Source organism: Virgibacillus proomii (genome assembly GCF_018916875.1).
Classification (GTDB): domain Bacteria; phylum Bacillota; class Bacilli; order Bacillales; family Amphibacillaceae; genus Virgibacillus; species Virgibacillus proomii_B.
In genome coordinates, this window is the sequence record NZ_JAHLNO010000019.1 from 648,575 (window position 1) to 674,597 (window position 26,023).

A 26,023-nucleotide genomic window follows, 5' to 3' on the forward strand; every position below is an offset into this window, starting at 1 on the left:
CAAATTGGAGAACTTATGGAAATTCATTCAAGGAATGATCTTCTCCTTGAAAAAGAAAAACACTTTTTCTGCGTGCGATGCATCGCTGTCGTAGTCTTCCTTGTCCTTGAAAAAGAAAAACACTTTTTCTTCGTGCGGTGTATTGCTATCGAAGCAACTCTGTCCTTGAAAAAGAAAAACACTTTTTCTTCGTGCGGTGTATTGCTATCGAAGCAACTCTGTCCTTGAAAAAGAAAAAACACTTTTTCTGCGTGCGATGCATCGCTGTCGTAGTCTTCCTTGTCCTGTTGATTGAACGAATCGGGGATTTAGGAGCCGTTTTTTCACCATGTTTGCAAAATCATAAGCGAGAAAAATACGGATACTTTCATTCGGGATAAAGAAAACATGCCCTGCAACAGGGGTATGCCGATGCCTGAGCGGTAAGCCCGTTTTTAGTCGGCCTTCCTTTAGATTCGAGCCGATGTTGACTCATCATAGGAAGAAAATCGAAGTTTGCTAGTTGTTGTGCTCATAAGCGAGGCGAAGCTACTTTCAAAAAAATATCCACCATGAAGAAACGGATCTAGGCAAATTGTGACACTGAGGTGATCAGAGATGTGGGAAGCATGGCTAGTTGAAAGCGCAAAAGGAATAGGACGATTATTTTTAACCCCGTTATTATATTGGTCTGTTTTACTAGTCCTTTTGGCTGGAGCAAAAAGAATTAAGAGCGAAAGACTGGATTTTGGCATTAAAATATATGATTTGTTCTCTGAGTGGAAGCATACGTTGTTGACGGCTGTGCTGATAGGTTTGGTACTTTCAGCTTTTACAATTGGTGTCGGAGTTGTTCTTTCTATTCCTGCTATTTTGCTTCTTAGTATCATTACAATTCTTGTTAGTATAAATGGCAAGTTCTCATTCCTTTCAGCAAGTTATACATTGGGGATAACTTATCTATTACTGTTATTTCTTCCAGAGTTGGCAAAACAACTCCCGTTTTTACAATCTGAATGGATTGGGGATATAAATCTTTCTGGTTTAGTAAGCTTATTGGCTTTATTATTATTTGCAGAAAGTTTGTTTCTATTTAGAGCACGAAATGATATTAGTTATCCTGAATTAAGTCTAGGACATCGTGGTGGTTGGATCGGTCAACATCGCTTGAAAAAAATGACTGTCCTTCCTTTTTTTACACTCCTACCAACTGGTTCAATTACATCATTTGCTGATTATTGGCCATACTTTACAATTGGTGGAGAGGAATATAGTTTGATGCTTATTCCATTTGTTTTAGGTTTTGAACAGGTAGTTCGAGGGCAGGATCCAAAAATAGCTGCTGTAAAGATGGCTCGTTCTACATTGCTTCTAAGTATTTTAGTTGGTTTATTTGCATGTTTAAGTATTTATTATTCCTGGGCTTCTCTTATCGGAGTTGTCGTTGCCGTTATCGGAAGAGAACTTATTAATTATCTTCATCGTATGAAAGATGAAGCCAAGTCCGGCTTTTTTCAATCACCAGATCAAGCATTAAAGATACTTGTTGTGCTTCCGAACTCACCTGCTGACCGTATGGAAATAGAAGCAGGTGAATGGATAACAAAGGTAAATGGCAGAAAAGTTAATAGCATGACGCAATATTATGAGGCATTGCAAACAAATGGAGCTTTTTTTAAATTAGAAGTCATTAATAAAGCTGGAGAGATGCGTATACTTCAGGGTGCTTGGTATGAAGGGGATCACCATGGATTAGGAATTCTATGCACCAGTACACCGCATTATAAAGAAAAACATAACATTGTTTGAAATGGAACATAATTTAACCTGACTTTGAGATGATAAAACATCAGAACAAAAGGCAGGTTTTTTTATAGGGGATTTACTTAAGAGGTAATTTCAATGTCGTAACACGATAAGAAAAATTAGCGATTTCTAAAGGAATTCTGTTTTGATTGAGAACTAAGCAAACATAGATGGCTTTCCTTTTCGTTAACAATTCTCCAAGAACTTCCTTTAATAATTTGCACTATATATATACAAACTAATTGTAAGTAAAGTTTTGGAGTGTTAATCATGTTAATAAAGAGCTGTATGTTAAGCTTTTGGAAGAGGATTGATCCTATTTATTTTGCCTGCTCCAGATTAACTTATATTGTTGACTCCAATCAAAACCGAACCGTGTTACGGGCGAGATTGACGAAATATAAAGGAGCAACCGTAGTACTATCTGACGGAACCGTGCTACAAAAAAATGATGTTCTACTTAAAATTCATTTGCACAACGTAAAACTGTTAAAAGAATTATCTACCGTTACCAACGATATAAAACGTGCCGTATTCATTTATCATATTATTAAGCAAGCAATGCCCAGCTTAGCAATGTATATTCAGTCACACCCAAGCAATGAAAAAGTAAAGGGTGTTATTGGTATAACTAATTTGTCAAGAGGAGCAGAGCGTCTCGGTTTTGAAAAAGCACCGTTGAAAAATGCGCTTTATCGATTTTTTAAACAGGTGACTTTACTCCCAATTAATTTGTTTACGGGAACTAAAAAAATCAATCCTGTATATTTGTTCATGTCAAAAAGAAAACTATTAACTATATATGCAAGTGAAGAATCCATAAAACCATAGAGAATAGGATGGAACAATCAATGAATCGTAGCCAACAAGTAGATGCCTTGTTTTTCCCCTTTTTACAAATTCCAAGCGGGCACCATCATGTTGCTGACGCCTTAATAGCAGAATATAAGCAAGTTTATCCAACAAAATCTGTACAAAAAATAGATATACTCGCTTATGGCTATGGAAATATTGAAAAGCTTGTATCTTCTATTTATCTTAAGTGGATTACTCATTTTCCCAACCTGTATGATCAGTTGTATTCCCAACTGGTCTATAAGCAACCATTGAAACGAACAAGACAACGGCATTATGAATTAATTTTTCGTTCAGTTGTGAAGAAGTTAATTAATGAAGCACAACCGGAGATGATTTTTTTTACCCATTCATTACCTTCCAATATAGTTAGCATATTGAAACAAGAAGGAATAGTGACTGCGACCACAGTCAATGTTTACACGGATTTTTTTATAAATTGTCTATGGGGAATTAACGGAATTGACTATCATTTTGTTCCATCAATTGCGATGAGAGATGTTTTAATACGTCTAGGAGTAAAGGAAAAAAATATCTTTATTACAGGTATTCCGATTCATCCGGCCCTTTCTAAAAATGATTCTGTAGCTGAGGAGAAACGGAGAATTAAGCTGCTAATTAGTGGTGGCAGTTTAGGAACCGGGGGTATTCAGCATTTATTATCATCTGTACATTTGTCGAGGCTGGAGCATGTATATGTATTATGTGGAAAGAATAATGAACTATATAACCAGCTTATCTCAGCTAACCACGCTAACATTACTCCACTAAATTATATAAGTTCAAAAAAGCAAATTAATCAATTATATGAACAAGTAGATGCTGTTGTTACGAAGCCCGGTGGAGTGACGATCAGTGAATCCCTAATGAAACGTAAGCCGATCTTTGTTTGTGATACATTACCAGGACAAGAAAAAATCAATTTACAGGAGCTAACTCGTTTATGTTTAGTTCAACAACTTGATAAAAGGAAGTCGTTTGAACAGCAAATTTTCGATTTTTTTGTTAATATAGATAGACAAGAACAGTTTCAACAGCAATTGGATGCATATTTCCAAGCTATGGATAAAGAATCCATTGCTAACATTATAAAACGAATAAGCCAACACATGATCGATAGTCGAAGTCGGGAAATTAATTAAATAAAATTATAGAGCTATGAGCACGATCCAGTGCTGATAGTTTTTTATTGTTTAGGAAAACTATACCCGTTGTACATGATAGATCACTTTTTGAAAAGTATCTTCGTCTAGCATAAGCCTCGTGCTGCCGGCAATCTTTGATCTCCTTTCTATCATAAGTTAACATCGACTCGAATCTAAAGGAAGGTCGACTAAAAGGGCTTGCCGCCGGTGTCAGCATATCACTGTTTTAGAGGCATGTTTCCTTTATCCCGAATGTAAAGAGCCGTATTTCCATTACCAGTTTCTTTATCTTCACCTAAAAATAAAAACGAATATTTGTTCGTTTTTCTGTTAAAATGAACAAGATTTATGGTAGAATAAAAAATAGTCAATGACGGATCGGAGGAGAAACTAGTGCAGAATAAGTTTGAACTAGTGGCCAACTATGAACCAAGAGGAGATCAACCTCAAGCAATTAAAGAAATCGTGAAACGAGTAAAGGCTGGCAAAAGGCATCAAACATTGTTGGGTGCTACGGGTACAGGAAAAACCTTTACCATGTCCAATGTTATAAAGGAATTAAACCGGCCAACGTTAGTGATTGCTCATAATAAAACATTAGCTGGCCAGTTATACAGTGAGTTTAAAGAGTTTTTTCCTAATAACGCGGTAGAGTACTTTGTCAGCTATTATGATTATTATCAACCAGAAGCATATGTACCTTCTACCGATACATTCATTGAAAAAGATGCAAGTATCAATGATGAAATAGATAAGCTCAGACACTCGGCTACCTCCTCGCTGTTTGAACGAAGAGATGTGCTTATCGTTGCAAGTGTGTCTTGTATTTACGGGTTAGGTTCACCCGAGGAATATAAAAGTCAAGTGCTTTCTATTCGAGCTGGCATGGAAAAAGACCGTGATCAATTGTTACGTGAGCTTGTAAGTATTCAATACGCCCGTAATGATATTGATTTTCAGCGTGGAACGTTTCGAGTGCGGGGGGATTCTGTAGAGATTATACCGGCATCCAAAGAAGAACATTGCATTCGGATTGAGTTTTTTGGTGATGAGGTGGATCGGATTCGTGAAGTTGATGCACTAACAGGGGAAATAATTGGTGACAGAGAGCATGTCGCTGTTTTCCCGGCATCCCACTTCGTAACTAGAGAGGAAAAGATGAAGCTTGCGATTAGAAATATTGAAAAAGAACTGGAGGAACGGCTAAAAGAATTGCGAGATCAAGGGAAGTTGCTCGAAGCGCAGCGTCTGGAACAACGTACGAATTATGATTTAGAAATGATGAATGAGATGGGTTTTTGTTCAGGTATTGAAAATTACTCGCGCCATCTCACGTTGCGTGAACCAGGTTCGACACCATATACATTGCTCGATTATTTTCCCGATGATTTTCTAGTCTTTATCGACGAATCACATGTTACATTGCCACAGATTCGTGGAATGTATAATGGGGACCAGGCTCGTAAACAAGTGTTAGTTGACCATGGATTTAGACTGCCATCTGCGTTAGATAACCGCCCATTACGTTTTGAGGAGTTTGAAAAAGCGACGAATCAGCTCGTGTACGTTTCTGCTACCCCAGGTCCATATGAATTGGAACATTCGCCTGTAATGACAGAACAGATTATTCGTCCAACGGGATTATTAGATCCAATTGTCGACGTCCGCCCAATTGAAGGACAAATTGATAATTTAATTGGCGAAATCCATAAACGTACAGAGAAAAATGAACGTGTGCTTGTAACTACCTTGACGAAGAAAATGTCTGAAGATCTCACCGATTATTTAAAAGAGATTGGAATCAAAGTTGCTTATTTGCATTCAGAAATTAAGACATTAGAACGAATCGAGTTAATTCGTGATTTACGAATTGGCAAATATGATGTACTTGTTGGCATAAATTTATTACGTGAAGGTCTAGATATTCCAGAAGTGTCGTTAGTTGCTATTTTGGATGCAGATAAGGAAGGATTCCTGCGTTCAGAACGGTCTCTGATTCAAACGATGGGACGAGCAGCACGCAATGAAAATGGCATGGTTATCATGTATGCAGATAGAATAACTAATTCGATGCGTGTGGCTATTGATGAGACAAAGCGACGCCGTGAAAAGCAGAAGGCCCATAATAAAAAGCATCATATCACACCAACTACAATTAAAAAGGAAGTAAGAGATGTTATACGCGTAACTGTTGTCGCAGAAGAACAAGAAAGTTATGAAACTACGACGAAAAGTATTAGCAAATTAACTAAGAAAGATAAAGAAAAAGTAATTGCCAACATGGAAAAGGAAATGAAGGAAGCTGCTAAAGCGCTGGACTTTGAAAAAGCGGCAGAACTTCGTGATATTATACTTGAATTAAAAGCAGGAAGGTGATGAAATGCCTAGTAAATTTATTACAATTCAAGGCGCTAGAGCTCATAATTTAAAAAACGTTAATGTTAAGATACCAAAAAACAAGCTTGTTGTTCTCACCGGCCTGTCTGGTTCAGGGAAGTCTTCACTTGCTTTTGATACGATCTATGCGGAGGGGCAACGCCGTTATGTTGAATCCCTTTCCGCATATGCTCGTCAGTTTTTAGGGCAAATGGAAAAGCCGGATGTTGACGCCATTGAAGGCTTGTCACCAGCAATATCCATAGATCAGAAGACAACGAGTAAAAATCCAAGATCGACGGTAGGAACAGTAACGGAAATCTATGATTATTTACGATTGTTATTTGCCCGTGTTGGACATCCAACTTGTCCTAAGCATGGAATTGAAATAACCTCACAAACCGTACAACAGATGGTCGATCGTATTATGGAATATCCGGAACGAACGAAGATGCAAATCCTTGCTCCAGTTGTTTCTGGAAGAAAAGGAGAACATGTAAAAGTTTTGGAAAAATTAAAGCAAGAAGGGTATGTCCGTATTCGTATTGATAAAGAAATGCGGGAAGTAACAGAAGACATTAAGCTGGAAAAGAATAAAAAGCATTCCATTGAAGTAGTTGTTGATCGAATTGTTGTCAAGGAAGGCATTGAGGGACGGTTAAGTGATTCTATCGAGACTGCTCTGGCCTTAGGAGAAGGTAAAATTATTGTTGATGTTATTGGTCAGGAAGAAATGACATTTAGCGAAAATCATGCTTGCCCGATTTGTGGATTTTCCATTGGCGAATTAGAACCGAGGCTATTTTCCTTTAATAGTCCATACGGTGCTTGTCCTACTTGTGACGGGTTGGGAACGAATTTGGAAGTAGATTTAGATCTAGTGATTCCGGATTGGAATAAATCGTTAAATGAGCATGCACTTGCTCCCTGGAAGCCGATCAGCTCGCAATATTATCCTCAGCTTTTAAAAAGCGTCTGTGAACATTATGATATAGATATGGATAAACCAGTTAAAGATATTCCAAAAGAAAAAATGGACAAAATCCTTTACGGCAGTGGCAAGGAAAAAATTCACTTTCATTATGTTAATGATTTTGGCAATGTACGAGATAGCGATATTGTTTTTGAAGGGGTAGTAAATAATGTAGCTAGACGCTACCGGGAGACTTCCTCCGAGTTTATTCGAGAAAATTTAGAGCAGTACATGGCGCAAAAAGCTTGTCCTGCATGTAAAGGATATCGTTTAAAACAAGAAGCTCTTGCTGTTCAAATAAATGGGCTGCACATTAGCGAGGTTACTAATTTCTCTATCGTTGAAGCTCAAAACTTTTTCCAATCGCTTCAACTATCAACAAAAGAAATGCAAATTGCAAAAATGATCTTGAAAGAAATCAGCAATCGATTAGAATTTTTAAACAATGTTGGTTTGGATTATTTAACATTATCCCGATCTGCAGGTACACTTTCGGGTGGAGAAGCACAGCGCATTCGTTTAGCCACTCAAATTGGCTCAGCGTTAACTGGAGTCCTGTATGTATTGGACGAGCCTTCCATCGGCTTACATCAACGGGATAATGATCGGTTAATTGAAACATTAAAAAGCATGAGGGATTTAGATAATACCTTGATCGTTGTTGAACACGATGAAGATACGATGCTTGCTGCTGATTGGTTAATTGATATTGGACCAGGTGCTGGAGAGCATGGCGGAGCAATTGTTGCAAGCGATACGCCTGAAAAGGTAATGGAAAATCCGAATTCATTGACAGGACAATATTTATCTGGAAACAAATTCATACCATTACCAGCAAAACGGCGTAAACAAGATAAGCGTGCCATTGAAATTGTCGGAGCAGAAGAAAATAATTTAAAAAAGGTTTCTGTGAAAATACCAATTGGTTTAATGACAGTCGTTACAGGTGTATCTGGTTCAGGAAAAAGTACACTGGTGAATGAAATTTTATATAAAGCGCTAGCTAAAGAGCTTTATACAGGAAAACATAAGCCCGGAAAATATAAAAAAATAAAGGGTATTGAACATATCGAAAAAGTAATTGATATTGACCAGTCACCAATTGGCAGAACCCCTCGTTCCAACCCAGCAACATATACAGGTGTATTTGATGATATTCGTGATGTGTTTGCGCAGACAAATGAAGCGAAAATTAGAGGCTATAAGAAGGGGAGATTCAGCTTTAATGTCAAAGGTGGACGTTGTGAGGCCTGTCATGGGGATGGTATTATCAAGATTGAAATGCATTTTCTTCCAGATGTTTATGTACCGTGTGAAGTATGTCATGGCAGTCGCTATAATCGAGAAACCTTAGAAGTGAAATATAAGGGAAAAAATATAGCAGATGTATTAGGAATGACGATTGAAGAAGCGTTGGAGTTTTTCGCTAACATCCCAAAAATTAAGCGGAAATTACAAACGATCTATGATGTCGGGCTCGGCTATATTAAGCTTGGCCAACCGGCAACTACCTTATCTGGCGGTGAAGCTCAACGTGTTAAACTTGCTAGTGAATTACATCGTCGCTCTAATGGAAAGTCGCTTTATATATTGGATGAGCCGACTACAGGGCTACATGCAGATGATATCAGCCGATTGCTAAATGTGTTACAGCGCCTGGTAGATAATGGCGATACGGTTTTAATTATTGAACATAATTTAGATGTTATTAAGACAGCAGACCATATTATCGACTTAGGTCCTGAGGGTGGTGCTGGCGGCGGTCAAATTATTGCTACAGGTACTCCAGAACAAATTGCCAAAACAGAAGCCTCTTATACTGGGAAGTATTTAAAACATGTGTTAGAACGTGATAAAAAACGAATGGAAAATGTAATAAAAGCTAAAGAGCAGTTTACAACTAAATAGTCCGTTAGTCGCCTACAACCTATAAAAGAAGAGAAAGTCTTGGGGTAACCTTGAGGCTTTTTTCTATATTTTTGTAAGGAAATTCACAATCTGTCTAACGATTTTAAAACGAGAAGCAGAACTTACTATAATGAGACTCTTAGCAGGAGATAGGACATCGCTAGTGTAAAGAATAAGTATACAACATTTATCTAAAAAGCGACATAGTAGAAATTTTAATATTCAAAGTGTAAACAAAGTAATCTTTCGTTGACCAGTATCTAAGGCGCCTATCACTTCAAGCATTATAGAGAATATAAAGAACTAAGTAGGAAGATAGCAGCGCCAAAAATATCCGATTTGTTCAGGTCAACAGGACAAGTAAGACTTCTTGAATAAGCATCGCACGAAGAAAAAGCGTTCTTCTTTTTCAAGGACAAGAAAAAACCACTACAGCGATACTTCGCACACAGAAAAAGTGACCTTCTTTTTCAAGGACAGAGAAGCTACGGCAGCAATACATCGCGGTTTTTTCAACGCCCGAGATTATAGCCCTTATTCTTTCTTATCGGCAGGGGGATGAAGGAAAAGCCCTACGGAATGAAGTTTCACTTTATCCCGCATCTAAGGTGCCGTAAGACTCCCACTTCAAGAGAATACGAAGAAGTCAAAGTGGGTAGATAACGGCACCTTAATGCCCGATTGGTTCAAGGGCCTTTAGGTCATACCCTTACGGTACTAACATTCCGTGTGAAAAGCCCTACGGAATGGAGTTTCACTTTATAAAGCGGAAGTATAAAGCTTTTTGCTCAGAAGATAATTCAAGCAGTGAAAACTTTAACTTCCAAAGTACACGATGGTAAGTTTGGTTTATATTAGAATGATTTTTTTCCATTGACTTCTCCATTATAAATGCAGGTAAAATTTTTGACGGTTTTCATAACTTTCGATAAGCTAAAAGAAGCAGAAAATTGGGAGGAACCGAGATGAAACCAATTGAGATAAAAAAAGTACAACATTGGTTAGATACATTTTTAAATAAAGTTGTTTATATTCACGTTGAAACTACAAATGGCGCATATGCCAGTCATTTAAACGAGAAAGCGTATAATGTAGGTGCTTATGTACGAAATGTAAAAATTACGTATGTGCAAGCTAAAATAGTGGCAGAAGGAAAAACTTATCGAGTCGGGTTAAAAACTGCCAATGGATGGATATATGCGGAAGGATTAACGGATTGGACCATTCATGAAGGAGCTAAATTATTACTTGCCGGTCATGATCATGAAGGGCGATTAATGGTAGCATTACAAATTAGTGAAACTCCATTCGATTATTAGACAGGATATTCAAAAAGGTTGTTAAAAATGACAAATCGAAATTCAACTCGACAGGACGTGCTAGTGTTGGTATTGCAACAGGACAGATTATACTTCGACAGCAATACATCGCACGCTAGAAAAAGTGTACTTCTTTTTCAAGGACAAGGAGGAAAGCTAAGAAAGCAACGCATCGCGGTTTTTCACGGACAGAGTTGCTACGACAGCAATGCATCACATGAGAAAAAGTACACTGCTTTTTTAATGGCACCTGCGATCTTAGCTAACCTGGTTCTTTTTACCCTCTTTCTGAACACATACTTAAACAAGAAAAACAGGTGATAAATATGGAAAAACATGTTGTTGTCATATTACCACATCCAGATGATGAATCGTTCGGGGCTGCGGGATCAATTGCTCATTTTCGCAGTCAAGGAGTTCCTGTGACATATTTATGTGGTACATTAGGAGAAATGGGAAGAAATATGGGGAATCCTCCCTTTGCTAATCGAGAGACTCTTCCGCAAATTCGCAAACAAGAATTGCAGAATGCCTGTAAGGTGTTGGATATGGAATTAGTGATGCTCGGTTATCGAGATAAAACGCTAGAGTTTGAGGATCAGACGAAAATTGCCAAACATTTAAAAGATATTTTAGATGAAATAGCGCCTAGTTTAGTTATAACACATTATCCAGGCTATGCTGTACACCCAGATCATAACGCATTGGGAGCGGCTGCTATTAAGGCAGTAGAAGCAATGAATGATACAAAGCGCCCAACTGTATGGGCACAAGCGTTTGCCCGTGGGTTTAAACAGGAGTTAGGCGAGCCGGATATCATAAATGATGTAGCGGATTATTTTGAAAAGAAAATGGAAGCTATTTTATGTCATGAATCACAAGCAAGCGGAATTATAGGTAAATTAAAAGACTACAAACAATTAGGAGCGGAGATTTTACAAGAGGCAAAGGAACGGTTTGGTAAAGAAGAATTCTTTATTTGGAAGCTTGAATAAGTGTCAATTGGAAATAATTATGTTAAGGTGTTTAAACAAAGGAGAGGATATTTGGAGATGACTAGATGGCTCTTGTCAATTGTTCTTAATGCAGTAGCACTGATTGCCGTAGCGCAATTGTTTGCTTCTTTTCATTTAGAGGGTTTTGGAACAGCTCTAATTGCCAGCTTTATCCTATCTATTTTGAATATCATTGTCAAGCCGATTTTAATTGTTTTAACATTGCCGATCACAGTGCTTACGTTAGGATTCTTTTTATTTGTCATTAATGCTATTACATTGATGCTTACACAAGCAATCATAGGAGACTCCTTTGTGATCAATGGTTTTGGAACAGCTGTAATTGCAGCAATAATTATTTCCATCATTAATTTACTACTAAATCGATTAGTACAAGATTCCGTTCGTTAACACAAATAAAAGTGAATGGTGTTCGATTTACGGACAGTACAGACTCCTACTTCAAGAGTGTAGGCAATACGAAAAAGTCAAAGTGGGAGATAACGGCACCTAAATGCCCGATTGGTTCGGGAGGCCTTTAGGTCATACTCTTGCGGTACTAACATTTAGTAAGGGATGGAAATAAAGACCTACTAAATGAAGTTTCACTTTATATTTTTTACCATGGCTCTTCGTACAAGATAGTAAAAGGAGTCATTTAGCAGAGAAACAGATACTGCAAGATTCATAAATTTCTTATTGATGAGAGCCTATCTTACCTAAAAGAAAGGTGGTTATGGCAATTAACTATTCTATCTTTAGGCTCTGATTATGTCGCAGCAATAGTTATCATACTTGGTCGTAGGCAATTAAGTCTACGATTTTTTTGTGGGATATGCTACAATGAAGAAAACTTTTGCTTGTTATATTGAGGTGAATGCGAGATATAAAACATACTAAAATGTTGGTTAAAAGAAGTCTGAGAATGGACTTTTTTAGCCTGTTTGGTTATAAATCTGATTGTACATACTTATTCAAGACTGGAACATTCATTACTTTACTGTAGGACGATATTTTTGTAATAAGTCGAAACATCAAGATGTTTTGTACAAGGAGGATAAATAAATGGCAACTGTTCGTACAAAGGATTTATTGGAAAACTTTAATCTAACTCTTGTAGCAGGGAAAGATGGACTTTATAGAGAAATTACTACCGGAGATATCTCCCGACCAGGCATTGAAATGACTGGATACTTTAAATATTACCCAAAAGAAAGGTTACAGTTAATAGGCAGAACAGAAATGGCTTACTTTTTAGAGTTAAGCGATGATGAAAAGTTAGATCGCGTTACTAAACTATGCACGGATATTACTCCCGGAATAGTTGTGACTAGGAATATGGAAATCCCTCAGGTATTCATTGATGCGGCTAATGAGTCAGGTGTGCCTATCCTTCACTCCCCTCGGAAGACGACCCGTGTTATTAGCAGGTTAACGAACTTTCTGGAAGCTAAATTTGCTCCATTTACAGCAATACATGGTGTGCTTGTCGATGTCTATGGAGTAGGTGTTCTCATAACAGGTCAAAGCGGTGTTGGAAAAAGTGAAACAGCATTAGAGTTGGTCAAACGAGGACATCGGCTGGTTGCAGATGATAGTGTGGAAATCCGACAAGAGGATTACGACAGTTTAATTGGAAACCCGCCTCCATTAATTGAACATCTCTTAGAAATCCGCGGACTTGGCATTATTAATGTAATGACTTTATTTGGAGCAGGATCAGTACGCAATTATAAAAAGATATCCTTAATTATTAATTTAGAAAATTGGGATGAACATAAACAATACGATAGGCTAGGTTTGGATGAAGATAAAATGAAGATCATGGATGTTGAATTACCAATAGCAACAATCCCAGTACGTCCAGGGCGAAACTTAGCCGTTATTATTGAAGTTGCTGCCATGAACTTCCGACTAAAGCGTATGGGTGTAAATGCGGCAGAAGAGTTTTCAGAACGTCTCACAAATATGATTGATCAAGAAAGTGGCGAATATAGTCAAGGAGGGGACTTATGAGTTGTTCAGCACCCGCACTAGATAGGGTATTTTTGCAAATTGGCCCTCTGCCGATATATTGGTACGGAGTGATTATCGCTGCTGGTGCATTTTTAGGGTTGATTTTAGCTAATCGAGAAGCGAATCGCTTAGGCATGAAGAAAGATATTATGGTTGATTTAGTCGTTTTTGCGATTCCGATTGCAATTATTTCGGCTAGAATTTACTATGTTATTTTTGAATGGGATCGATATGTAGGTAGTTCATGGATAGATATTTTTGCCACATGGAAAGGCGGAATTGCAATTCATGGAGCGCTTATCGGTTCGGTTCTAACAGCGATTGTCTATGCCCGGGTTAAAAAAGTTTCTTTTTGGCAACTTGTTGATATCGCAGCGCCAAGCATTATCTTAGGGCAGGCAATTGGCCGTTGGGGAAATTTTATGAACCAGGAAGCACATGGAGGGCCAATCTCGGAAGCAACGTATGAGAGTTTCCATCAGTATTTGCCTGATTTTATTATGAATCAAATGTGTATTGATGGCATCATGTATCACCCTACCTTTTTGTATGAATCGGTCTGGAATTTACTTGTATTTGCTTTTCTTTTACTATTACGAAGATATAACCCGATCAGAGGAGAAATTTTCCTTAGCTATGCAATTACTTATTCCATTGGTCGCTTTTTCATAGAAGGAATGCGAACGGACAGCCTCTACGTATTAGGTTCTCTTCGTCAGGCACAAGTAATTTCAATAGTTATTATTGTTATTGCTGTGATATTGATTGTTTATCGGCGAAAAACCGAGCATGTACGTTATTTGGATATAGCAGAACAAGCTAAAAAGTCATCAGGAACCGGAGCAAAGAAAAAAAGGAAAAACAAAAAAAAGAAATAAGCAGTGCATACGAAAGAGGGGGATACAGGAATGAAAAGTATTTTTCTACGGGGGGTACAGCAAGGCTTACATACAACTTGGACATTAGGAAAAGTGATCTTCCCGATTACTTTAATTGTAACTATTTTACAATTCACACCAATTCTTCCTTGGGTGATAAAGCAATTCACACCACTGATGGGGTTGATCGGACTTTCCGGTGAGGCTGCAGTTCCTTTAGTTTTGGGAAATTCCTTAAACTTATATGCCGGGATCGCTGCAATTGTTTCCTTTGATTTTACAGTGAAAGAAGTATTTATTATGGCGATTATGCTATCATTTAGCCATAATTTATTTATTGAATCAGCCGTTGCTTCCAGGGTTGGAGTTAGCTGGTGGTTAATTGCAGGCATTCGAGTTGGTTTAGCATTAATCTCTGCAATTGTTATTAATCTTATTTGGAATGGTGGTTCGGAGCAAGCTGTATACGGGTTTATTTCCAATACAGAACCAAGCTTGAATGGCTGGTTTGAAATTGTTATACATGGTTTACAAACGGCAGTTGTAGCTATTGCACAATTAGCATTAATCGTTATTCCGTTAATGATCATTATGCAATTTCTACGGGAAATGGGTTGGCTTACAAAGCTTTCTCAAATATTTGCACCATTTACAAAAGCCCTAGGAATGAAAGAAAATACATCGATGACAATGGTAGCAGGACTTACGATTGGGCTAGCTTATGGCGCTGGCGTGATGATTCAGGCTGTCAAAGAAGATGAAGTAGAGAAGAAGGACATGATGCTTGCACTTATCTTTCTAGTCTCCTGTCACGCAGTGGTGGAGGATACGCTAGTATTTATTCCATTAGGGATTCCTGTATGGCCATTATTAGTTATTCGGTTAGTAACAGCCATTTTATTAACAATGATTGTTGCTTTTATTTGGAAACGAGTAGATAAGAACAGAAGAAAGGAACCAGCAACAAATGAGCATTCGTACAATACTTTTTGACTTAGATGGTACATTAATCGATACAAATGAATTGATCATTGCTTCGTTTTTGCATACATTTGAACATTATAATTATCAGTTTTCAAGACAGGAAATTATTGAATTTAATGGTCCACCCCTGTTTGATACGTTTCGCAGCATTAACCCAGAAAAAGCACAGCGTATGGTAGAAACCTACCGGACACATAATATGAACGAGCACGATCATTATGTAAAGGTATTTCCATATGTAGAAGAAACATTACAACAGCTAAAAGCAAAGGATATTAAGCTAGGAGTCGTGACAACTAAAATGCGCCAGGCGGTAGCTAAGGGGCTGGCGATTACTCAAATCGGTGATTACTTTGATACAGTGATTACCTTGGATGATGTTAACAAGCCGAAACCAGATGCAGAACCTGTGCTAAAAGCAATGGCTGAATTAAATGCTGATACAACATCCACTTTAATGGTCGGTGATAATTCCCATGATATACAATCAGGGCACAATGCCAGTGTTAAAACGGCTGCAGTAGCATGGTCGTATAAAGGAAAGAAGCGATTAATGCAATACAATCCAACCTATATGCTGGAGGATATGCGTGATCTTTTATCTATTACAGGAGTGTAAATAATGCGAAAAACAAAACGTTATCCTGTGAAACATACAAATGCGTTATGGCAAATTTATGATACGGTATCATTTTGGAAAGTGATGAAAAACTTTGTTGTCATCCAAGTTGCCAGATACACGCCGTTTTTACCAATGAAAAACTGGCTTTATCGTAAGCTGTTGTCAATGGAAGTCGGAAAACATACGGCTTTTGCTTTAATGGTAATGCCAGATATTATGTTTCCTGAAAAAATTAAAGTTGGGGATAACAGCGTGATTGGATATAATACAACGATATTGGCGCATGAATATTTAATTAAAGAATACCGAATCGGTGAAGTAACCATTGGCAACGAAGTAATGATCGGTGCTAATACAACGATTTTGCCTGGCGTGACAATTGGTGATAGAGCAGTTGTTTCTGCAGGCACATTAGTGCATAAGGACGTTCCTGCCGGTACTTTTGTAGGTGGAAATCCGATGCACATTATTTATACAAAAGAAGAAATGGAAGTACGTAATGGAGAGTAGGTGATAGCTTGCATGTACCAACAGGTATTTTACCAGCGATCCGCAAACTGAAGGATTTTGACAGAGCATTAGAAACCTCATATCCAACCATTGTTATTTTAGAGACACGTTTGTCACAAATTAAAAATTTAGTTACTTACTCTAAACGAGCGAATAAAAACATTTTAGTTCATTTTGATTTAATACAAGGATTAAAATCAGATGATTACGGAATGGAATACGTTCTTCGTGAAATAAAACCGAATGGGATCCTATCGACAAGAGCGAATGTGATCAAAATGGCTAAAAAACATGGTATGTTGGCGATTCAACGTGTTTTTTTACTGGACAGTTTAGCTTTAGAACAGAATATTAAGCTAATTAAAAGTGTACGGCCGCATTGTATTGAAGTGTTGCCAGGAATCATTCCAACCATGATTCAATATTTATCCGAGGAAACCGGCTTGCCAGTTATTGCAGGAGGCCTTATTAAGACAGATGATCAAGTGCAACAGGCATTAGAAGCAGGAGCTTTTGGTGTATCAACATCGAACACCGATCTTTGGTGAAAATGCGATAATATCTTTCAAAATAGGATAAAAACTGGATATGAGTAAAGTGTTTACGGGGAGATAAATGCAACATTCTAATAAAGAGGATTCTCGCCTTTGATAGAATAGTTTTTAAGAGAAAACTATAAGAGGAGTTCTCATGTATAATATATATCATTAATTTGTCGGACGGGAAAGGAAGCATCCTGGTAGTAAGGAATACGAACTTAAAATAAGCATTTGCTAGTTTACGGTACCTTACATTCGGGATAAAAGCAAGAAAATCACAAGGTGAGAGTAGCTCCCGTAAATACGTACAGATTCAAACAGGCAAACCATTGTTGATCAAGAGTAATTATGTTATACTTACAGTAAGTTAATATTTGGACGGAGAATTGGAGAAACCGCAAAGCGACTAATATATTACATATTAGTTTGTTTTGCGGTTTTATTTTTGCCATTAAGAGAAGATAAAGGGTTAGACAGAAACCGATTAGGCTACAAGGTTCTAAGGTAAAAGTGCAACTGGTCAATTATCTGCGTCATAAACTTGTTACTAGTCAAGTTTTCAATACATCCTTGTTAAAACCAATATTTCGTCCATACTGATATATGGCTTGCTACAAAAAAGGGTAAATATAATTATGGGAGTGAGTTAGTGATGAATACTTTTTCTAGTTATCGACGAGAAGAACGATTAAAAAAAATGCAAGAGGCAAAGTTAGATCTGTTAGTTATTGGAGGTGGCATTACTGGTTCAGGAATTGCTTTAGATGCAGTGACAAGAGGATTAAATACGGCATTAGTCGAGATGCAGGATTTTGCAGCTGGAACATCAAGCAGATCGACAAAATTAGTACATGGTGGGCTTCGCTATCTCAAACAATTTGAAGTAAAAATGGTTGCAGAAGTTGGGCATGAACGAGCAATCGTATATGAAAATGGGCCCCATGTAACTACACCAGAATGGATGATGCTTCCTTTCCATAAAGGGGGTACATTTGGTCCGTTTACTACAAATATAGGATTAAGAGTTTACGACATGCTTGCAGGGGTAAAAAAATCAGAGCGGCGTAAAATGTTAAACCCGGAGGAAGCACTGGCAAAGGAGCCTTTAATTAAAAAAGAAGGCTTAAAGGGAGCAGGATACTATGTGGAATATAAGACAGATGACGCTCGACTAACGATCGAGGTACTAAAAAAGGCTGTACAAAAAGGCGTAATCGCTGTAAACTATGCTAAAGTAATCGAATTTCTTTACGATGATAATAAACGAATAATTGGTGCAGTAATTGAAGACCAAATTTATAGACGACAATACAAGGTATATGCAAAAAAGATTATTAATGCGGGTGGTCCATGGGTTGACGGATTAAGAGAGATTGACGGATCGAGAAAGGGAAAAGCGTTACATTTAACAAAAGGTGTACATCTTGTGTTTTCCAAACAGGTCTTTCCATTACAACAGGCAATTTATTTTGATGCACCGGATGGTCGTATGATCTTTGCGATACCTAGAGAAGATGTTACCTATGTTGGAACGACAGATACGACTTATCGTGGTGATATAGCCAATCCTAAAATGACGGTAGCAGATCGTGATTATATTCTACAGGCTATTCATTATATGTTTCCTACATTAAATATTCGTGCTGATCATGTGGAATCAAGCTGGGCTGGTTTACGTCCATTAATTGCAGAAGAAGGGGCAGACAATCCAAGTGAAATTTCCCGGAAGGATGAGATTTTTATCTCTGATTCTGGTTTAATTTCCATGGCAGGCGGCAAGCTAACAGGCTATCGTAAAATGGCTGAGGAGGCAGTTGATACGGTTACAAAGCAATTAAAACAAGAAAAGGGAATTCTCTATTCGAGGTCGGATACGGTTAATCTGCCAATTTCAGGTGGAGAAGTTGGCGGTTCCGAAGGCTTTACGAGATTTATGGAAAGAAAAATACAAGAAGCAGTGGTAGAAGGTATGGAAGAGTCAGCTGCACGTCGCTTAATCCAACGATATGGAGCTAATTTTGAAGTTATTATGGAGCTTTATCGAACGAAACAAGAAGAAGCAAAGCAAGCAGAAATTGATTTGCTAGTATTTGTAGAATTATTATATGCCCTAGAATATGAAGCTGCCTATAAACCGGTTGACTTTTTTGTTAGACGTACAGGAGCCTTATTCTTTGAAATTGAATGGGTTCGTTCCCACCAAGTAAAAGTGGTAGAGTATATGGCAAAAACTTTAAATTGGTCTGAGGAACAAAAGCAAGCATATGTGGAAGAATTAACACAAGAGTTGCATGAAGCTGTTCACCCACAAACGGAAGAAAATTAACCTCAATGAACTGGAGATCCTTTATGGATTTCCAGTTTTTTAATATATAGGAAATGATATCCATCTTTACAATATATTTTTGAAGGTAGCTCCGTGTCTAACTCAATTGCTTAAGCTGTAGCAAACTTTAATCTTCTTATTACGATAAGTCAACATCGATTCCTTTATATCACCGTGGATAAAATTTTTAGCACTGAAGTTAAAACGACACAATGTAACTATATTGTTTAAATTTTTATCCTGCATGTAAGGTGCCGTAAGACTCCCACTTCAAGAGCCTGAGTTGGTATAAAAGGATCTAAGCAGGAGAAAACGGCACCTAAATGCCCGATTCGTTCAAGGGCCTTTAGGTCATATCCTTCTAGGTACTAACATTCAGTAGGAAGTTGGAAGAAAACTCCTACTGAATGAAGTTTCACTTTATAGAAGTTAATTCCATGGAGTGAAAATTCTTTACGTATAATATAAAAGCAAGTTCCTATATCCATGGTTCAAGCCTGGACAGATTTCCTTATTGATTACGATTAGTGTCATAATGGTATATATTTAGGCCTGTATAAAACCGATGGCAAATATGGTATACTTTGTTCGTATGTTTATAGACGAGGGGGATATATATGTCACAAGTTACAAATAAATCAAACGAAAAACAAAATAACGTTCTCCCTTTTATTCCTGAAGGTGATTTTTACTTCACAAAAGGTATAGAAGCTTTTCAAAAAAGAAAATTTGATGTCGCTATAAAATGGTTAAAAAAAGCAATTGAGCAAAAACCAAATGAAGCTTTATATAAATGTCAGTTATCTATTATCTATACAGAAATTGGAGCATACCATGCAGCAAATGAAGTGTTGACAAATGTGTTGCAGACATCGGAATATGTCGACTGTTATTATTTGCTCGCCAATAATTATGCACATCTTGGTTTGTTGAATGATGCAAAAAAATTTGCTGATCTTTATTTAGAAAAGGAACCAAATGGAGACTTTAAAGCTGAAGTCATGCATTTATTAGCATTAATTGACATTGAAGAAGATGATGAGGATTGGGATTTGGAAGACGAAGATGAACTGCTGATTTATCAGGAAACCGTTTTTTATCATATGGAATATGAAGAGTGGGAAAAAGCAATTCCCGTCTTAGAAGAGATGCTCTTTTTATTTCCAGAGCATCCTAATACAATCCATGACTATACCCAAGCCCTGTTTTTTTCTGGTTATAAAACAAAAGCACTAGAGATGGAGCTAAAAGAATTATATGAAAATCCTAATTCTTTATCTTGCCATCTGAATTTAGCATTATTTTATTATGAATTAAAAATGAATGAAGAATATCATTTGCATATTCAGGCATTACTAAACGTATACCCAATTCATGAACAGCAAAAATTACGTATCGCGGTAACGCTTTCCCGAACAAATAATCATGCTGAAGCACTGATAAGATTTCAATCCCTGGCTAAAGGGAAAGTAATGGGACATCCTTCTTATTTTCGTTGGTATGCTTTAACCGCATATCGCTCTGGAGAACGAACAAAAGCCGCTTCTATTTGGCAGGAAGGATGCAAAAGACATCCAAATTTATTAAGTGAAATAATGCCCTGGGAAGAAAAAAAGTAAGTGTGAGCATAATATTAGACGAAAAGTCTTACGTTTATTAAGCTAAATATGGCTGAATTATAAGGAGAAAAGGGGCGAAAAAAATGTCCGATCACAAAATGTATGATGTTATTATTGCAGGCGCTGGTCCGGCCGGTATGACAGCTGCTGTTTATGCTTCTCGGGCTAATTTAGAAACATTGATGATTGAACGTGGTATTCCAGGAGGACAAATGGCCAATACGGAAGATGTTGAAAATTATCCTGGATATGAACATATCCTTGGTCCGGAGTTATCAAATAAAATGTTTGAACACGCTAAAAAATTTGGTGCTGAATACGCTTATGGTGATATTAAAGAAGTCATTGATCATGGCGATTATAAAACGATTATAGCTGGAGATAAGGAATACAATACAAGGTCCGTAATTATTACGACTGGTGCCCAATATAAAAAGCTAGGCATTCCAGGTGAAGAAGAATTAGGCGGGCGTGGCGTATCCTATTGTGCTGTTTGTGATGGTGCGTTCTTTAAAGGGAAAAACTTGATCGTGGTGGGTGGAGGTGACTCTGCGGTTGAAGAAGGTTTATATTTAACTCGATTTGCTAATAAAGTGACCATTGTTCATCGCCGTGATGAATTAAGAGCACAACGTATTTTACAGGATCGCGCATTTGATAATGAGAAGATCGAATTTATTTGGGATACAGTAGTTGAAAAAATCAATGAACATGATGGAAAAGTCGGTAGCGTAACGTTAAAAAATAAAAAAACGGGTAATGTATATGATCACAATATCGACGGTGTATTTGTATATATTGGTATGGTTCCATTGAGTGAGCCTTTTAAATCTCTAGGCATTACCAATGAGGATGGATATATCCCAACAAATGAAAATATGGAAACCACAATACCAGGCATTTTTGCTGCTGGCGATATTCGTGAAAAAACATTACGACAAATTGTTACAGCAACTGGTGATGGAAGTATAGCAGCAGAATCAGCGATTAAGTATGTTGAAGATGTGAAGGAAGAAATGAAAGCAGCCAATTCCTAAAAACTTTAAGAAAAATTTACCATGAGTAATTGCTTTTTAACCGCGCTGTAATATGTGCGAAATAATCGTGGGGTATAATATAAACTAACTAATTGACCCCCTTTTAATAGATAGATTAGTTATTTGGCGCAGGTAGTATATATACCTGTGCTTTTTTTGTTTTCTAGGAAATTATATCCGTTTCTACCTTGTTGATAACTTTTTTTGAAAAGTAGCATCATCTAAGCGCTACCTTCGCTTTTTTCCGTTATTCAAAATGCCAGTTAAAAAAGATACTTCGAGTTTTTTCGTATATTAGGATGGATTAAATTTTAGACACCGTAAACGTTTTTAAAATATATATGTGTAACAGGATGTCGTCTCACTAGCCAAACTTTTAAATCCTTTAAGAAATGATACGACTATAGATATGGGAAATTCCAATTATTAACATGAATGAAGTTTTATTTTATCCCGTATGTAAGGTGCCGTAAGACTCCCACTTCAAAACCTGAGTTGATACAAAAGGGTCTAAGTGGGAGAAGACGGCACCTAAATGCCCGATTCGTTCAAGGGCTTTTAGGTCATACCCTTACGGTACTAACATTCAGTAGGAGATGGAAGAAAACTCCTACTGAATGAAGTTTCACTTTATTCTTTTTTAAGCACAGACTTTAAATATAACATTATTACCATATATGATGTTAGGGGTTATCACCATTTGTAGTTACGTAAGTTTCCTTTTATAGTTGAAACTAGTATAATATAAATTGGTATGGATAGATAGTTCCATTGTTGTGAATTTAGAGGTGATTGGAATGCAGCAGGTTACAAACTGCATAGTAATAGATCAAAATCAACTATTAGTTTTAAAAAAGCCCAAGCATGGATGGTATGCAATTCCCGGAGGAAAGATGGAATTTGGCGAAACCATTCGTGAATCTGTAATTAGAGAATATAAAGAGGAAACGGGATTGCAACTTCATGATCCAAGATTGGCTGGAGTGTTTACATTTACAGTGTTAGATGAAGATGAGTCTAAACGAGAATGGATGATGTACACATTCATCTGCCGTAAATACAGTGGAAAGCTTGTTGAATTTTGCAGGGAAGGTGAACTGGAATGGGTAGATATTAAAGAAATAAAGAATTTACCGATGGCTGAAGGAGATCGAATGATATATCAGTCTATATTCAATAGTGATCATATAGTAACTGGAACATTTAATTATACAAAAGCGGACGAATTAATCAGTTATCGTATTGACCCATTGTAATTTGTTATAAAGTGAAACTTCATTCAAGGAGTGTTTTTCTCCTTGAATGTTAGTTGAACGAATCGGGGATTTAGGATCCGTTTTTCTCATCATGTTCGCAACATCATAAGCCCATTTTTGCGATGAGAAAAATACGGATCCTTACATGCGGGATAAAGTGAAACTTCATTCAAGGAGTGCTTTTCTTCTTGAATGTTAGCTAAACGAATCGGGCATTTAGGTGCCGTTTCTACAATTTAAACTTTTCGTTTTTACTAAGTTGTAGTCTTACGGCACCTTACATGCGGGATAAAGTGAAACTTCATTCAGTGAGTGGTTTCCTTGTATCCTCTACTCGATAAGAAGTAGAACAAACCCTAAAATCGTAACATTCTTGAAAAAGAAAAACGCTTTTTTTCTTCGTGCGGTGTATTGCTACCGTAGCAACTCTGTCCTTGAAAAAGAAGTACGCTTTTTCTTCGTACGGTGTATTTGCTGCCGAAATTTTTCCTTGTCCTTGAAAAAGAAAAGCACTTTTTCTGCGTGTGATGTTTATTTAAGAAGCTTCTCTGTCCTGTGGATCCAAACGAATCAGGCATTCAGGTGCCGTTTTCTCCCTTTAGACTTCTTCATATCCCTGCAACTCTTGAGCGATAGTCTTACGGCACCTTACAAGCGGGATAAAGTGAAACTTCATTCAAGGAGTGCTTTTCTCCTTGAATGTTAGTACCGCAAGGGTATGACCTAAAGGCCCTTAAACGAATCAGGCATTTAGGTGCCGTTTCTACAATTTAAACTTTTCCGTTTTCTCTAAGTTGTAGACTTACATGCGGGATAAATATTAGCATATTGACAATTTATACAGAAAAGGAAACCATGTATCCATTTTAAGAAGTAGTTGATGAAAACAAGGTGTCTTTGTCTTATCCTATCTTAATGAGGTGACTAGCAAAGACGTACCATTTAAAATGGTATAAGTTAAGCTGATTAATGTTAATTCAACTAGATCCAGACTAAAGAGGGAGATAGAGTAAATGAGTGGAAAACAAGAAACAAAATTAGTTATTATAACAGGGATGTCAGGAGCTGGTAAAACAGTTGCTGTGCAAAGTTTTGAAGATTTAGGTTATTACTGTGTGGACAATCTTCCTCCTACATTGTTACCTAAATTTATTGAACTAATGAAGGATTCTACAAATAATATTCAAAAGGTTGCACTTGTAATGGATTTACGTGCTCGTGAATTTTTTGATTCTTTATTTGAGGCATTGGATGTGTTGGTAGTTGAAGACTGGCTTGATGAGCATATTCTCTTTTTAGATGCTAAGGATGAAAAACTTGTAAGCCGGTATAAGGAAACAAGGCGTTCCCATCCATTAGCAGTAGGAGGACTTCCTTTAAATGGTATTCGTAAAGAACGGGAAATTTTAGATGAGTTAAGAGGAAGAGCACAGCGAATAATTGATACAACTAACCTTAAACCAAAAGAGCTCCGCGAAAAGATTGTGCATGCTTATTCTGAAGAAGAACAGGAAGTCTTTTCTATTCATTTTGTTTCTTTTGGTTTTAAGTATGGTTTACCGATAGATGCTGATTTAGTATTTGATGTTCGTTTTCTACCAAATCCTCATTATGTTACTAATTTACAGCCTTTAACAGGTTTGAACAAAGACGTTGCTTCTTATGTATTTCGCTGGACGGATACGCAAAAATTTAATTCCAAAGTACTTGATTTACTTCAATTCATGCTTCCGCAGTATAAAAAAGAAGGGAAGTCACAATTAGTCGTCGCTATTGGTTGTACAGGTGGACAACATCGATCTGTTGCACTTACTGAATATTTTGCAAAGGAATTGAGTAAAGGCTATATTACTCATGTTACACATCGTGATATTGACAAAAGAAAGGGACATCATAAATGAATCCAGAAAAACTTCCACGAGTAGTCGTTGTTGGCGGTGGAACAGGGATGCCTGTTTTACTACGCGGTTTGAAAAATCTCCCCATTCAATTGACTGCTCTTGTTACAGTTGCAGATGATGGAGGAAGCACAGGAAGACTGCGTGATGAAATGGATATACCTGCACCAGGGGATATCCGTAATGTGATAGCTGCTTTGTCTGATGCTGAGCCAATACTAATTGAATTATTTCAGCATCGTTTTAATGTAGGAAATGGATTATCTGGTCATTCCCTGGGGAATTTATTATTAGCGGCGATGACTTCCATTGCCGGAGATTTTAATAAGGGTATAAGAGAAATTTCCCGTGTTTTAAATGTGAAAGGAAAAATTTATCCCATATCTAATGATAGTATGTCGCTCCATGCAGAAATGGAAGACGGTACGATCGTGTCAGGAGAGTCTAATATTCCTTTAGCTAATAAGAGAATCAAGCGTGTATTTTTAAGCCCGCAGCCTGTTCATCCATTACCAAATGCTGTTAACGCTTTAAAAAAAGCGGATATTATTGTAATTGCACCCGGAAGTCTATATACAAGTATTATGCCAACCATTATCATGCCGCAAATAGCAGAGGCAATCCGTGAAACAAATGGGAAAGTAGTTTATGTATGTAATGTGATGACACAGGCTGGAGAAACAACAGGCTATACTGCTGCAGATCATGTGCAAGCTATCTGTGATCATATTGGAGAAAATAGTGTGGATTCCATAGTGGTACATAATGAACCAATAGAAAAAACAATTCGAGCGATATATGCAGAAGAAAACGCAGAGCCAGTTATTTATGATACAGAACGTTTATTAGAGATGGGCCTGAGAATTATTGAAGGCGATATTATTGATCCATCACAATCCGCGTTAAGACATGATAATCATAAAGTAGCAGCGTTATTGTATTCTATTTTAAAAGAGAATTAAGCTGTTTAAGCACATGAAGG

At 37.3% G+C, this 26,023-nt stretch carries 22 protein-coding genes; all 22 read left to right on the forward strand.

Annotated elements, in window-relative coordinates:
* Nucleotides 1–597: 597 nt before the first annotated feature.
* The 22 genes from KQI21_RS10275 to mgfK all read left to right on the forward strand — a co-directional run bounded on the left by KQI21_RS10275 (nt 598) and on the right by mgfK (nt 26,003).
* Nucleotides 598–1,788 carry a PDZ domain-containing protein gene (locus tag KQI21_RS10275; protein ID WP_216484081.1) on the forward strand — a complete coding sequence of 397 codons (1,191 nt, stop codon included), beginning with the start codon at nt 598–600 and terminating at the stop codon, nt 1,786–1,788.
* 267 nt (nt 1,789–2,055) lie between these two features.
* Entirely contained in the window at nt 2,056–2,616 is a 561-nt protein-coding gene (locus tag KQI21_RS10280; RefSeq protein WP_253291389.1) for a YkoP family protein, read from the forward strand.
* 20 nt (nt 2,617–2,636) lie between these two features.
* The gene (locus tag KQI21_RS10285; protein WP_216484082.1) at nt 2,637–3,782 is read left to right on the forward strand and encodes an MGDG synthase family glycosyltransferase; all 1,146 of its coding nucleotides are present in this window, start codon (nt 2,637–2,639) and stop codon (nt 3,780–3,782) included.
* A gap of 396 nt (nt 3,783–4,178) precedes the next feature.
* Complete coding sequence (gene uvrB / locus KQI21_RS10290; RefSeq protein WP_216484083.1) at nt 4,179–6,161, forward strand: excinuclease ABC subunit UvrB; 1,983 nt, start codon at nt 4,179–4,181, stop codon at nt 6,159–6,161.
* 4 nt (nt 6,162–6,165) lie between these two features.
* Nucleotides 6,166–9,042: an excinuclease ABC subunit UvrA gene (uvrA, locus tag KQI21_RS10295; RefSeq protein ID WP_216484084.1), complete on the forward strand. Its 2,877-nt coding sequence runs from the start codon at nt 6,166–6,168 to the stop codon at nt 9,040–9,042.
* 370 nt (nt 9,043–9,412) lie between these two features.
* Entirely contained in the window at nt 9,413–9,604 is a 192-nt protein-coding gene (locus tag KQI21_RS10300) for a hypothetical protein (protein ID WP_216484085.1), read from the forward strand.
* A 403-nt stretch (nt 9,605–10,007) separates the two neighbouring features.
* Nucleotides 10,008–10,361: a YojF family protein gene (locus KQI21_RS10305; RefSeq protein WP_216484086.1), complete on the forward strand. Its 354-nt coding sequence runs from the start codon at nt 10,008–10,010 to the stop codon at nt 10,359–10,361.
* A gap of 27 nt (nt 10,362–10,388) precedes the next feature.
* The gene (locus KQI21_RS10310; RefSeq protein ID WP_216484087.1) at nt 10,389–10,682 is read left to right on the forward strand and encodes a hypothetical protein; all 294 of its coding nucleotides are present in this window, start codon (nt 10,389–10,391) and stop codon (nt 10,680–10,682) included.
* A 5-nt stretch (nt 10,683–10,687) separates the two neighbouring features.
* Complete coding sequence (bshB2, locus tag KQI21_RS10315; RefSeq protein ID WP_216484088.1) at nt 10,688–11,356, forward strand: bacillithiol biosynthesis deacetylase BshB2; 669 nt, start codon at nt 10,688–10,690, stop codon at nt 11,354–11,356.
* Nucleotides 11,357–11,413: 57 nt separating this feature from the next.
* Nucleotides 11,414–11,767, forward strand: a complete 354-nt coding sequence (locus KQI21_RS10320; RefSeq protein WP_216484312.1) for a phage holin family protein — start codon at nt 11,414–11,416, stop codon at nt 11,765–11,767.
* 654 nt (nt 11,768–12,421) lie between these two features.
* Complete coding sequence (hprK, locus tag KQI21_RS10325; protein ID WP_216484089.1) at nt 12,422–13,372, forward strand: HPr(Ser) kinase/phosphatase; 951 nt, start codon at nt 12,422–12,424, stop codon at nt 13,370–13,372.
* A complete protein-coding gene (lgt, locus tag KQI21_RS10330) occupies nt 13,369–14,250 on the forward strand; it encodes a prolipoprotein diacylglyceryl transferase (protein ID WP_216484090.1) in 882 nt (293 codons plus the stop codon). The genes hprK and lgt overlap by 4 nt, the downstream gene beginning before the upstream one ends.
* A 30-nt stretch (nt 14,251–14,280) precedes the next feature.
* Nucleotides 14,281–15,243, forward strand: a complete 963-nt coding sequence (locus tag KQI21_RS10335) for a nucleoside recognition domain-containing protein (RefSeq protein WP_216484091.1) — start codon at nt 14,281–14,283, stop codon at nt 15,241–15,243.
* Nucleotides 15,218–15,853: a pyrophosphatase PpaX gene (ppaX, locus tag KQI21_RS10340; protein WP_216484092.1), complete on the forward strand. Its 636-nt coding sequence runs from the start codon at nt 15,218–15,220 to the stop codon at nt 15,851–15,853. Before KQI21_RS10335 ends, ppaX begins: the two co-directional genes overlap by 26 nt.
* Nucleotides 15,854–15,856: 3 nt before the next feature.
* Nucleotides 15,857–16,366: an acyltransferase gene (locus tag KQI21_RS10345; protein ID WP_216484093.1), complete on the forward strand. Its 510-nt coding sequence runs from the start codon at nt 15,857–15,859 to the stop codon at nt 16,364–16,366.
* Nucleotides 16,367–16,374: 8 nt separating this feature from the next.
* Entirely contained in the window at nt 16,375–16,914 is a 540-nt protein-coding gene (locus KQI21_RS10350; protein WP_216484094.1) for a glycerol-3-phosphate responsive antiterminator, read from the forward strand.
* 643 nt (nt 16,915–17,557) lie between these two features.
* Entirely contained in the window at nt 17,558–19,231 is a 1,674-nt protein-coding gene (locus KQI21_RS10355) for a glycerol-3-phosphate dehydrogenase/oxidase (protein ID WP_216484095.1), read from the forward strand.
* Nucleotides 19,232–19,848: 617 nt separating this feature from the next.
* A complete protein-coding gene (locus tag KQI21_RS10360) occupies nt 19,849–20,850 on the forward strand; it encodes a tetratricopeptide repeat protein (protein ID WP_216484096.1) in 1,002 nt (333 codons plus the stop codon).
* 59 nt (nt 20,851–20,909) lie between these two features.
* On the forward strand, nt 20,910–21,887 hold the full coding sequence (gene trxB, locus KQI21_RS10365; RefSeq protein ID WP_309245546.1) for a thioredoxin-disulfide reductase: 978 nt from the start codon (nt 20,910–20,912) through the stop codon (nt 21,885–21,887).
* Nucleotides 21,888–22,684: 797 nt separating this feature from the next.
* The gene (locus KQI21_RS10370) at nt 22,685–23,143 is read left to right on the forward strand and encodes an 8-oxo-dGTP diphosphatase (protein WP_216484098.1); all 459 of its coding nucleotides are present in this window, start codon (nt 22,685–22,687) and stop codon (nt 23,141–23,143) included.
* Nucleotides 23,144–24,156: 1,013 nt separating this feature from the next.
* A complete protein-coding gene (gene rapZ / locus KQI21_RS10375; RefSeq protein ID WP_216484099.1) occupies nt 24,157–25,044 on the forward strand; it encodes an RNase adapter RapZ in 888 nt (295 codons plus the stop codon).
* Nucleotides 25,041–26,003: a gluconeogenesis morphogenetic factor MgfK gene (mgfK, locus tag KQI21_RS10380; protein ID WP_216484100.1), complete on the forward strand. Its 963-nt coding sequence runs from the start codon at nt 25,041–25,043 to the stop codon at nt 26,001–26,003. Before rapZ ends, mgfK begins: the two co-directional genes overlap by 4 nt.
* The last annotated feature ends 20 nt before the right edge of the window (nt 26,004–26,023 follow it).